Source organism: Streptomyces sp. NPDC015171, assembly GCF_043079545.1.
In the GTDB taxonomy this organism is placed as follows: Bacteria; Actinomycetota; Actinomycetes; order Streptomycetales; family Streptomycetaceae; genus Streptomyces.
Genome location: NZ_JBIBUO010000012.1, coordinates 58,633 through 71,548, shown reverse-complemented (window position 1 = coordinate 71,548; position 12,916 = coordinate 58,633). Strand labels below are relative to the sequence as shown.

At 75.8% G+C, this 12,916-nt stretch carries 1 protein-coding gene (cut by a window edge); it reads left to right on the top strand.

All coding sequences use genetic code 11. The annotated features are described in order from the left end of the window. A protein-coding gene (locus ACF073_RS28800; protein ID WP_392074315.1) for a type I polyketide synthase crosses the window boundary here: on the top strand, window positions 1-12,916 show its final stretch. 15,737 nt of this gene lie to the left of the window's left edge; only the last 12,916 of its 28,653 coding nucleotides appear in the window; its start codon lies beyond the left edge, outside the window; its stop codon occupies window positions 12,914-12,916.

Below are 12,916 nucleotides of genomic sequence, written 5' to 3'. Positions count from 1 at the left end.
CCGCCCGCGCCGCGCGGCCGTCTCCTCCTTCGGCATCAGCGGCACCAACGTCCACACCATCCTCGAACAGGCCCCGGCCGCCGACGAGGAGACGCCCCCGCCCGCCACGCGGCCCGCCCCGGCCGCCGTACCCGTGCTGCTGTCCGCCCGCGCGGAGCCGGCCCTGCACGCACAGGCCGGCCGGCTGCTCGACCTGCTGGCCGCCCGGCCCGGACTCCCGCTCGCCGACCTGGCCGTCTCCCTCGCCACCACCCGCGCCGCCCTCGACCACCGGGCCGCCGTACTGGCCGAGGACACCGACGGCCTGGTCCGGGCCCTGACCGCGCTGCGCGACGGCCGGCCCGACGCCACGCTCGTCACCCGCCGCGCCACCCGCGGACGCCTCGCGTTCCTCTTCACCGGCCAGGGCAGCCAGTACCCCGGCATGGGCCGCGAACTCTACGACGCCCAACCGATGTTCGCCGACGCCCTGGACGCCGTCCTGGCCCGCTTCGACCTCGCCGGCACCGGCACCGGCGAGCCGCTTCGCGAGGTGCTCCTCGCCGAGGACGGCAGCGAGCGCGCCGCCCTCCTGGACGACACCGCCCACACCCAGCCCGCCCTGTTCGCCCTGGAAGTGGCCCTGTACCGGCTGCTGGAGTCCTGGGGCGTGCGGCCCGACGCCGTCGCCGGCCACTCGATCGGCGAACTCGCCGCCGCCCATGTTGCCGGGGTCCTCTCCCTGGAGGACGCCTGCACCCTGGTCGCCGCCCGCGCCCGGCTGATGGCCGCGCTGCCCGGCGGCGGCGCCATGGTGTCGGCGGAGGCGAGCGAGGAGGAGGTGCTGGAACTGCTGGCCGGGCAGGAGGAGCGGATGTCCCTCGCCGCGGTCAACGCGCCCGGCGCGCTGGTCGTCGCGGGCGACGAGGCACCGGTGCTGGAACTGGCCGCCCGGCTCGCCGCCCGGGGCCGCCGCACCAAGCGGCTGCGGGTGAGCCACGCCTTCCACTCGCCGCACATGGACGGCATGCTCGACGCCTTCACACGCGTCGCCCGCGAACTCACCTACCACGCCCCGACGATCCCCGTCGTCTCGACGGTGACCGGCGAGACCGCCACCACCGAGCAGCTCACCTCCCCGGAGTACTGGGCCGCCCAGGTCCGCTCCACCGTGCGCTTCGCCGACACGGTGCGCACCCTCACCGCCCAGGGCACCACCACGTTCCTGGAACTCGGCCCCGACGGCGTGCTCACCGGCGCCGTGCGCACCGCCACGGGCGACACGGAGACACCGCCCGCCGCGATCCCGGCGCTGCGCCGGGGCCGCCCGGAAGCGGTCACCCTCACCACGGCCCTCGCCGGCCTGCACACCCACGGCGCACACGTCGACTGGAACGCGGTCTTCGCCGGCACCGCCGCCCGTCACATCGAGCTGCCGACGTACCCGTTCCAGCGCCGGCGCTACTGGCCGGAGAGCGTCCCGGCGCCCTCCGCCGCCGGATCCGACCCCGTGGACGCCGCGTTCTGGTCGGCCGTGGAGCGCGCCGACCTGCCCTCCCTCGGCGCCGACCTGGCACTCGACGACGCGACCCTCGCCGCCGTGGTGCCCGCCCTGTCGTCCTGGCGCCGCAGGCGCGGCGAGGCGCACACCATCGACAGCTGGCGCTACCGGATCACCTGGAAGCCCCTGACCGCCCCCGACGACCGCACCCCCCTCACCGGGATCTGGCTCTGCCTGCTGCCCGCCGACGCCACCGCCCCGCTGGACCTCCTCGACGGCCTCGCGACCGTCGGCACCGCCCGGCTCGTCCGCCTCGCCGTACCCGCGGGGGAGACCCGGGCACACCTCGCCGACCGCATCCGCGAACTCGCCTCGACAGAAGGCGAGTTCACCGGAGTGCTGTCCCTCCTCGCCTTCCACGACTCCCCGGATGCCGCGGACCGGGGCGGCCCGGAGCACGGCCTCCTCGCGACGGCCACCGCCGTCCAGGCGCTCGGCGACACCGGCCTCGACGCACCGCTGTGGTGCCTCACCCGCGGCGCCGTCCGCGTCGGCCGCGCCGACCGGCTCACCACACCCGCGCACAGCACCGTGTGGGGCCTGGGCCGCAGCGCCGCCCTGGAACACCCCGAACGCTGGGGCGGCCTCATCGACCTGCCCGAACAGCTCGACACCCCCGCGGTCCGCCGGGTGGCGGCCCTCCTCGCCGGCACGACCGGCGAGGACCAGGCCGCCGTACGGTCCGCGGGCGGCTACGCCCGCAGGCTCACCCGCCACCCCGTGGCCGACCGCCCCGCCGTACGGGACTTCACACCGACCGGCACCGTCCTCGTCACCGGCGGCACCGGCGGCCTAGGCGGCCACCTCGCCCGCTGGCTCGCCGCCCAGGGCGCCCCGCACCTGCTCCTCCTCAGCAGGCGCGGCGACCAGGCCCCCGGCGCGGCCGGACTGCGCGAGGAACTCACCGCCCAGGGCACCAGGGTCACTTTGGCCGCCTGCGACGCCGGCGACCGCGACGCGCTCGCCGCCGTCCTCGCGGCCGTCCCCGAGGAGTTCCCGCTCACCGCCGTGTTCCACGCGGCGGGCGTCGTCGCCGACGGCGTCCTCGACACACTGACCCCCGACGCCTTCCCGGCCGTCCTCGGCCCGAAGGCCACCGCCGCCCGCCATCTGCACGAGCTGACCCGGGACAGCGACCTCATCGCCTTCGTCCTGTTCTCCTCGACGGCGGCGACCCTCGGCTCCGCGGGCCAGGCCAACTACGCCGCCGCCAACGCCTACCTGGACGCCCTCGCCGAACTCCGGCGCGCACAGGGACTGCCCGCCACCTCCGTGGCCTGGGGCCCGTGGGCGCAGGCCGGCATGGCCGCCGAAGGCACCGGAGTCGAGAACCGGGTCCGCCGCGGCGGCTTCACCCCCATGGCACCCCGCCAGGCCGTCGCCGCGCTCCGCCACGCCCTGGAGCACGACGACACCACCCTGACCGTGACCGACATCGACTGGGCGCGGTTCGCCCCGGTCTTCGCCGCCCTCAGGCCCAACCCGCTCGTCGCCGACCTGCCCGAGGTGCGCGCCGCCGCACCGGCGCGGGACACCGGGACCGGACGAGCGGAGTCCGGGCTGCGCCAGCACCTCGCCGCGCTCGCCGGGACCGCCCGCCCCAAGCACGTCCTGGACTTCGTCCGGGACCAGGTGGCCGCCGTCCTCGGCCACTCCGAAGGCGGGGCCGTCGGAGCCGACCAGGCCTTCACCGACCTCGGCTTCGACTCCCTGACCACCGTCGAACTGCGCAACACCCTCACCGCGACCACCGGACTGCGACTGCCCGCGACCCTCGTCTACGACCACCCGACCCCGCGCGCCCTGTCCGCGCACCTGCTGGCCGAACTCGCCGGCTCCGTCCCGGAACCCACGGCGGCGACGGGCACCCCGGCGGGCACCGCGCGGCCGGCCGCCGACGACCCGGTCGTCATCGTCGGCATGAGCTGCCGCTTCCCCGGCGGGGTCGCGACCCCCGAGGACCTGTGGCGGCTGCTGACCCGGGGCGAGGACGCGATCACCCCGTTCCCCGCCGACCGGGGCTGGGACCTCGCCACCCTCGGCCGCGGCTCGTCGGCCACCCTCGAAGGCGGCTTCCTCGACGGCGTCGGCCTCTTCGACGCCCGCTTCTTCGGCATCTCGCCCCGCGAGGCCCTCGCCATGGACCCGCAGCAGCGCCTCCTCCTCGAAACCTCCTGGGAGGCGCTGGAGCGCGCCGGTATCGCACCGGACGCGCTGCGCGGCAGCGACACCGGTGTCTTCATCGGCACCAACGGCCAGGACTACATGACCGTCCTGCGCCGCGGCACCGCCGACGTCCAGGGCCACGTCGCCACCGGCACCACGGCCAGCGTGATGTCGGGCCGCCTCTCCTACACCCTGGGCCTGGAGGGCCCGGCGGTGACGGTGGACACGGCCTGCTCCTCCTCGCTGGTGGCCCTGCACCTGGCGGCCCGCGCACTGCGGGCGGGGGAGTGCTCCCTGGTCCTGGCCGGCGGTGTCTCCGTGATGTCGAGCCCGGACGCGTTCATCGAGTTCACCGCACAGGGCGGACTCGCCCCCGACGGCCGCTGCAAGGCGTTCGCCGACACGGCGGACGGCACGGCCTGGTCCGAGGGCGCCGGTGTCCTCGTCCTGGAACGCCTCTCGGACGCCCGACGGCACGGCCACGACGTCCTGGCCCTCCTGCGCGGCGCCGCCGTCAACCAGGACGGCGCGAGCAACGGCCTGACCGCACCCAACGGGCGGGCCCAGCAGCGCGTCATCCGGGCCGCGCTGACCGACGCGGGCCTCACCCCCGCCGACGTCGACGCCGTCGAGGCCCACGGCACCGGAACCTCGCTGGGCGACCCGATCGAGGCCAACGCCCTGATCGCCGCCTACGGCCACGACCGCGCGCCGGAGCGTCCGCTGCTGCTCGGCGCGATCAAGTCGAACCTAGGTCACACGCAGGCCGCCGCCGGTGTCGCGGGCGTGATCAAGATGGTCATGGCGATGCGGCACGGCGTGCTGCCCCGCACCCTGCACGCGGACACCCCGTCCACCCACGTCGACTGGTCCGAGGGCACCGTCACCCTGCTCCGCGAGGAGCGGGCGTGGCCGGAGACCGGGCAGCCCCGCCGCGCCGCCGTCTCCGCCTTCGGAGTGAGCGGTACGAACGCGCACGTGATCGTGGAGCAGGCTCCCTCGGCCGAGCCCGGCGGCACGATCGAGCCGGCCGTGGCGCCCGGGGTGGTGCCGTGGGTGGTGTCGGCGAGGTCCGAGGCGGCGCTCGACGCCCAGTTGGGGCGGTTGTCCGCGCTGGGTGGTGGTCCGCGTCCGCTGGATGTGGGTTTCTCGTTGGCGGCCGGTCGGGCGCGGATGGTTCATCGTGCGGTGCTGGTGGACGGCCGTGAGGTGGCGCGTGGGGAGGCTCGTGAGCGTTCGCTGGCGGTGCTGTTCTCGGGCCAGGGCTCGCAGCGGCTGGGTATGGGCCGTGAGCTGTACGGGCGTTTCCCGGTGTTCGCGGAGGCGTTCGACGCGGTGTGCGCGGGGCTGGACCTGCACCTGGACACCTCCCTCCGTGATGTCGTCTGGGGCGACGACGCCGAGCTGCTGGACCAGACGGTGTACGCCCAGGCTGCCCTCTTCGCCGTCGAGGTGGCGTTGTTCCGGCTGGCTGAATCGCTGGGTGTGCGGCCGGAGTTCGTGGCTGGTCATTCGATCGGTGAGGTGGCTGCGGCGCATGTGGCGGGGGTGTTCTCGCTGGAGGACGCATGCACGCTGGTGGCGGCTCGTGGTCGGCTGATGCAGGCTCTGCCGGAGGGCGGGGCGATGGTGGCCGTCGAGGCGGCGGAGGAGGAAGTACGGCCGCTGCTGGGTGAGTTGGTGTCGCTGGCCGCCGTCAACGGCCCTTCCTCAGTGGTCGTCTCCGGTGCTGCCGCTGCGGTGGAGGAGATCCGCGTCCGCTTCGAGGGGCTGGGGCGGCGGACGAGCGTGCTGCGGGTGTCGCACGCCTTCCACTCGCCGTTGATGGACCCGATGCTGGACGAGTTCCGGATGGTGGTGTCGGGGCTGTCGTTCTCGGCTCCGGAGATCCCGTTGATCTCGAACGTCACGGGCGAGCCGGCGACGGCCGGGCTGGTGTGCGATCCCGAGTACTGGGTGCGGCACGTCCGTGAGACCGTCCTGTTCTCCCGGGGGATCGAGGCCCTGGCGCGGGCCGGCGCCTCGGCCTTCCTCGAACTCGGCCCCGATAGCGTCCTCACCGCACTCGCCGAGCTGAGCCTGGGCGGCGACGGGCGACAGCGGCCCGTGCTCGCGTCCGCGCTGCGCAAAACGGGAGCCGAAGAGGCCACCCTGGTCACGGCCCTCGCGCGCCTGCACTGCGCGGGCCTGCCCACGGACTGGAGCGCCCTCTTCGAAGGCACCGGAGCGCGCCGCGCCGACCTGCCCACCTACCCCTTCCAACGCGAGCTCTACTGGCCCGAGGCCGCACAGGCCCCGGCGACTCCGGACGCCCCGGATGCCGTCGACGCGGAGTTCTGGGCCGCGGTGGAACGGCAGGACCTGGGCTCGCTGTCCGCCACGCTGGGCCTGGCCGACGGGGCCACCCTGACGGCGCTGGTGCCCGCTCTCTCCGCCTGGCGCCGCAAGCGCACCGAGGACGCCGCCGTGGACGGCTGGCGCTACCGGGTCACCTGGAAGCCGCTCACGAGCACCGGACCACGCGCCGACTCCGCCGACGGGCACACCGGCACCTGGGTAGTACTCGTCCCGTCCGTCCGGTCGGAGGACGGGTGGACGGCGTCCGTGGTGGACGCCCTCGGCAGCCGGGCGGTGCGCCTCGCCGTCGATGTGACGGATCATCAGATGTTCGCCGCGCGGATGGCCGCGGACATGCCGGACACGGGCGCCATCGCGGGTGTGCTGTCCCTGCTCGCCGTACCGGCGACGGCCGACGGCGGTCCCACGCCGCCGCCGGCGGGACTCGCCCGCCCGGACATTCTCACGCAGGCGCTGGCGGACGCAGGGGTGGACGCGCCCCTGTGGTGCGCCACGCGCGGCGCGGTGGACGTCGGGCCTTCCGACGCGCCCGTCGACCCCGGCCAGGCCGCGGTCTGGGGGCTCGGCAGGGTCACCGCTCTGGAGGCCCCGGACCGCTGGGGCGGTCTGCTGGACCTGCCCGGCGTGCTCGACGAGCGCGCCGCGGACCGGCTGCGCCGGGCCCTGACGGAGCCCGGCGGCGAGGACGAACTCGCGCTGCGCGCCTCGGGCCGCTACGCCAGGCGCCTCGTACGGGCCGTGCGGTCCGTACCGGACACGGGGACGGGCGACTGGCGTCCCGACGGCGCGGTGCTCGTCGTCGGCGGCGTCACGGGCTTCGGCGGGCACACCGCCCGCTGGCTCGCCGCCAACGGCGCGGGCCACGTCCTGCTGGTCGGCGCCGGGCAGCCGGAACCGCGCGCAGCGGCGGCGCTGGAGGCCGAGCTGACCGAGCTGGGCACGCAACTCACCGTCGCCACCGCCGACCCGACCGACGCCGGCGCGCTGACGGCGGCCCTCGACCGCGTCCCGGACTGGTATCCGCTGACCGCGGTCGTCCACACCGGGCACGGCGACGAGTCCGCGACCGACCCCGTCAGCCTCGACCGCGTACGGTCCGGCGTGGCGGCGCTCGAAGCGGCGCTCGGCGACCGGGTGCTCGACGCGTTCGTGCTGTTCGCGTCCATCGCCGGGACCTGGGGCGTGCGCGGACAGGAGGACGGTGCCGCGGCCGGCGCCTGGCTCGACGCCGTGGCCCGGCGCCGCCGCGCCCGGGGCGAGTCCGCGCTGTGCGTGGCGTGGGGTGCCTGGACGGACCTCGCCGAGGGCTCCCTCGCCCAGCATCTGCGGGCCAACGGGCTGCCGCCCATGGCACCCGAGCGGGCACTGGCCGCGATGGCCCGGGCCATCGGGGAGGACATCGCGTCCGTCACGATCGCCGATGTGGCGTGGGACCGTTTCGCGCCCGCGTACGCACGGACCCGGCCCGGCGCGCTCTTCGGCGAACTGCCCGAGGCGCGCGCCGCGCTCGCCGCGGCCGGCACACCCGACGGCGGCCCGGCGGCCGGACCGGGCACCACGGGTGCCGCGGCTACACTCCGGGCCGACCTCCTCGCCCGCCCGGACGACAGGGAGCGCGAAGAGCTGCTCCTCGCACTCGTCCGCCGAGAGGTGGCCGACGTCCTCGGATACGGGGACGCGGAGTCCGTCCCGTCCGGCCATGCCTTCCGGGACCTCGGCTTCGACTCGCTGACCGCGGTCGACCTGCGCGACCGGCTCGGCACCGCCACCGGTCTCGCACTGCCGGCCACGCTCGTCTTCGACTGCCCGACACCCCTGGCACTGGCGGCGCACCTGCGCGCCGAACTGCTCGGCGAGCGCGAGGAGGAGGACCGGGCGACGAGCGCACGCCCCGCCCACGGCGGCGGCGCCGGAGGCAGTGGCGACGACCCGATCGTCATCGTCGGCATGAGCTGCCGCTTTCCCGGCGGGGTGGCGTCCCCCGAGGACCTGTGGGAGCTGCTGCGCGCCGGCACCGACGCCATCGGCGGCTTCCCGGCCGACCGCGGCTGGGACCTCGACCGGCTGGCCCGCGGCGACGCGGACGGCCGTGGCCGCAGCGCCACCCGGCACGGCGGATTCCTGTACGACGTCGCGGACTTCGACGCCGCCTTCTTCGGCATCTCACCGCGTGAGGCAATGATCGTCGACCCGCAGCAGCGGATCGTGCTGGAGACCGCCTGGGAGGCGCTGGAGCGCGCCGGTGTCGACCCGGCCACGCTGCGCGGCGGTGACACCGGGGTGTTCATCGGCGGCGGCAGCGGCGACTACCGGCCCGCCGTCGGCGGGATCGGCCATGTGGAGACGGCCCAGTCGGCCAGCCTGCTGTCCGGCCGGCTGTCGTACACCCTCGGCCTTGAAGGCCCGTCGGTGTCGGTGGACACCGCCTGCTCGTCCTCGCTGGTGGCCCTGCACCTCGCCGCACAGGCCCTGCGGGCCGGCGAGTGCACCATGGCGCTGGCCGGCGGTGTGACGGTCATGTCGAGCCCCGTCGGGTTCATCGAGTTCGGCGAGATGGGCGCGCTGTCACCTGACGGCCGCTGCCGTGCCTTCGCCGCGTCGGCGAACGGCACCGCCTGGTCGGAGGGTGTCGGCGTACTCGTCGTCGAACGCCTCTCCGACGCCCGGCGCCGCGGCCACGAGGTGCTCGCCGTGCTGCGCGGCTCCGCCGTCAACCAGGACGGCGCCTCCAACGGCATCACGGCCCCCAACGGGCCGTCCCAGCGGCGCGTCATCCGGCGTGCGCTCGCGGCCTCCGGGCTGACCGCCGCAGAGGTCGACGCCGTCGAGGCCCACGGCACCGGCACCACCCTCGGCGACCCCATCGAGGCGCAGGCGCTGCTCGCCACCTACGGCCAGGACCGCCCCGCCGACCGTCCGCTGCTGCTGGGCGCCCTGAAGTCCAACATCGGTCACACCCAGGCGGCTTCGGGCGTCGGCGGCGTCATCAAGATGGTCATGGCGATGCGCCATGGCGTGCTGCCGAGGACCCTGCACCTCGACGCGCCGTCCCCGCACGTCGACTGGTCGTCGGGCGCGGTCGAACTCCTCGCCGAGGAGGCGGACTGGCCGCTGACCGGCCGCCCGCGCCGGGCCGGCATCTCGGCCTTCGGCGCCAGCGGCACCAACGCGCACGTCATCCTCGAACAGGCCCCGGCGGACGCGGACCCCGAGCCCGCCGAACAGACTCCGGGGCACCCGGCCCCCGAGTCCGCCGCCCCGACGGCGGACGCAACGGCCAGTGCCCCGACCCCGGCCCCGACCCCGGTCCTCGTCCTCGCCCCGCTGTCGGCCGTCACCCCCGACGCCCTGCGCGCCCAGGCCGGCCGCCTCCTCGCCCACCTGGCCGAGCGGCCCGGCACCAGCATCACCGACCTCGCGTACTCGCTGGCCTGCACCCGCTCCGCCTTCGAGTACCGGGCCACCGTGCTCGCCGCCGACCGCGACGAACTCGTCCGGGGACTGACCGCCCTGGCCGACGGCGGCAGCGCCCCACAGCTCGTCAGCGGCCGGGCCGGCGGCCGCAGCCGCAGGACCGCCTTCCTCTTCCCGGGCCAGGGTGCCCAACGCCCCGGCGCGGGAGCCGAGCTGTACGCCCGGCACCCGGTCTTCGCCGAGGCCCTGGACGAGGTGACCGCCTGCTTCGACACGCTGCTCGACCGTCCGCTGCGCGCGATCATGTTCGCCGCGCCCGGCACCGCGGAGGCCGCACTGCTCGACGACACCGGCTACACCCAGCCGGCCCTGTTCGCGACCGGGGTGGCGCTGTACCGCCTCGTCGAATCCCTCGGTGTCCGGCCCGACTTCCTGGCCGGACACTCGATCGGCGAGATCGCCGCCGCTCATGTGGCCGGTGTGTTCTCCCTGGCGGACGCCTGCACCCTGGTCGCAGCACGCGCCCGCCTGATGGCCGCCCTGCCCGGCGGCGGCGCGATGGCCGCCGTACAGGCCGCCGAGGACGACGTACGGGCCCGTCTCGGCGACGGCGTGTCCGTCGCCGCGGTCAACGGCCCCCGGGCCGTGGTGATCGCGGGGGACACCGGGGAAGTGCTGCGCATCGCCGCGTCCTTCGAGGCCGAGGGCCGCAAGACTAGGCGTTTGCGGGTCAGCCATGCATTTCACTCCGTGCACATGGAGGACATGCTCGACGACTTCGCGCGCGTGGCCCGGGGCATCGGCTACACCGCCCCGAGCCTGCCCGTCGTGTCGAACGTGACCGGCGGCCTGGCCGGCGCCGAGCAGCTGTGCACGCCCGACTACTGGGTGCGGCACGTCCGGGAGACCGTCCGCTTCGGCGACGGCGTCCGCGCTCTCGCCGACCGGGGCGTGACCCGGTTCCTCGAACTCGGCCCCGACGCCGTGCTCGCCCCGATGGCCCTTGACGCCCTGGACGCCCTGGACGGCACCGAGACCGGCCAGGACCTCGTCGCCGTACCGGCCCTGCGCCGCGACCGGGACGAGCAACGGTCACTGCTCGCCGCGCTCGCCCGGCTGCACACCGACGGACTCTCCCCGCACTGGCCCGCCGTCTTCGCCGGTACGGGCGCCCGCCGCACCGACCTGCCGACCTACGCCTTCCAGCGCGAACGGTACTGGCCGGACACCGCCCCCGCGGCGGCTCCCGCGGGGGCCGGCGACGACGCGTTCTGGACCGCCGTGCGCGCCGAGTCCTTCGACTCGCTCGCCGACAGCCTCGACGTCGACAGCGACGCGCTGTCCAAGGTGCTGCCCGCGCTCGACGACTGGCGCCGCCGCCGCGAGGAGCGGTCCACCGTGGACCGCTGGCGCCAGCGGATCGGCTGGAAGGCGCTGACCGGGAGCCGCACCGGCACGCCGGCGGGCACCTGGCTCGCCGTCGTACCCGCCGGACACGGCACCGACCCCTGGACGACCACCTTCCTCACCGCCCTCGGCCCGGACACCGTCCGGATGGAGCTGGACGCCGACACCGACCGGGAACGCCTCGCCAAGCGACTGCGCGAACAGGCCGCACCGGGCGCGTTCGCCGGAGTCGTCTCGCTCCTCGCGCTCGCCCTCGACGAGACCGGCGAGCGGCCCGCCCCGGCCGGCGTGGCACTCACCACGACGCTGCTCCAGGCCCTCGGCGACACGGGCACGACCGCACCCCTGTGGTGCGTCACCCGCGGCGCGGTGGCCGCGCTCCCGGACGACACCGTGCCCGCACCGCTGCAGGCCGCCGTCTGGGGCCTCGGCCGGGTCGCCGCGCTGGAGCACCCCGGACGCTGGGGCGGCCTCGTCGACCTGCCGACCGTCCTCGACGCGGCCACCGCCGGCCGCTTCGCCGGCTTCCTGTCCGCACCGGACGGCGAGGACCAGGTCGCGGTCCGCTCCTCGGCGCTCCTCGGCCGCCGGCTGCTCCCCGCGAGCGCGGACGGCGCCCCGGACCGCACCTGGGACCCGGCCGGAACCGTACTGATCACCGGCGGCACCGGAGCCCTCGGCGCCCAGGTGGCCCGCCGCCTGGCCGCGGCCGGTGCCCGGAGCCTGGTCCTGCTCAGCCGCAGCGGGCCGGACGCGCCCGGCGCCGCGGAACTGGCCGCCGAACTCCGCGCGTCCGGGGCCGAGGCCACCGTCACGGCCTGCGACGCCGCCGACCCGGACGCCCTGGCCGCCGTCCTCGCCGCCATCCCCGCGGCGGCGCCGCTCACCGCCGTCGTCCACGCGGCCGGCGTCCTGGACGACGCGGTCATCGACAGCCTGACGCCCGAGCGCTACGCCCACGTCTTCAGGGCGAAGGTCACCTCCGCCCTGAACCTGGACCGGCTCACCAGGCGACTCGGCGCGGACCTCTCGGTGTTCGCCCTGTTCTCGTCGGCCTCCGCGGCCGTGGGCAACCCCGGGCAGGGAAACTACGCCGCCGCCAACGCCGTCCTCGACGCCCTCGCCGAACAGCGCAGGGCCGACGGCCTCCCCGCCACCTCCATCGCGTGGGGCGCCTGGGGCGGCGACGGCATGGCCGCCGGCGACCGAGCGGCGGAAGCGGCCCACCGCACCGGCGTACGACCGCTCGACCCGGACCTCGCCGTCCTGGCACTGCGCCGCACCGTCATGGACCACGCCCCGACGGCCGTCGTCTCCGACGTCGAGCCGGCACAGTTCGTCCGCGCCTTCACCGCCCTGCGGCCCAGCAGGCTGCTGGCCGAACTGCCCGCGCCCGCCGCCCCGGCCGCGCAGCGGGACCCCGGCCCCGAAGGAACCCTGAGCGGCCGGCTGGCCGGACTGTCCGCCGCCCGGCGCCGCACCGTCGTCCTCAACCTGGTACGCGGCCGGGCCGCCGACGTCCTGGGCCACACCGGCACCGACCTCGTCGGCGCCGACAAGGCCTTCCGCGACCTCGGCTTCGACTCGCTCGCCGCCGTCGAACTCCGCAACCGGCTGACCGCCGAAACCGGCCTGAGCCTGTCCTCCACGCTGGTCTTCGACCATCCGACACCGGCCGACCTCGCCGCACACATCCTGCGGGAACTCGACCCGGCCGACCCGGGCGACGGCACGGCCGACGAGGACGCGCAGGCCCGCCTGCGGACCCTGCTGACCTCCGTCTCGCTCGACCAGCTGCGCCGGATCGGCGTACTGGAACCGCTGCTGAAACTCGCCGCCCGACAGCGCGACGAGAACGGCCGGGCGACCGCGGACAGCGGACCGGACGAGCCGTACGGCGACGGGCACCCCGACGGACACCCCGACGGAGACACAGACGGCTACGACGACGAGTCGATCGACGCGATGGACGTCGACGACCTGGTGCAGGCGGCCCTGCACAACCCTTCCGACACCGAGCAGCAGGACTGA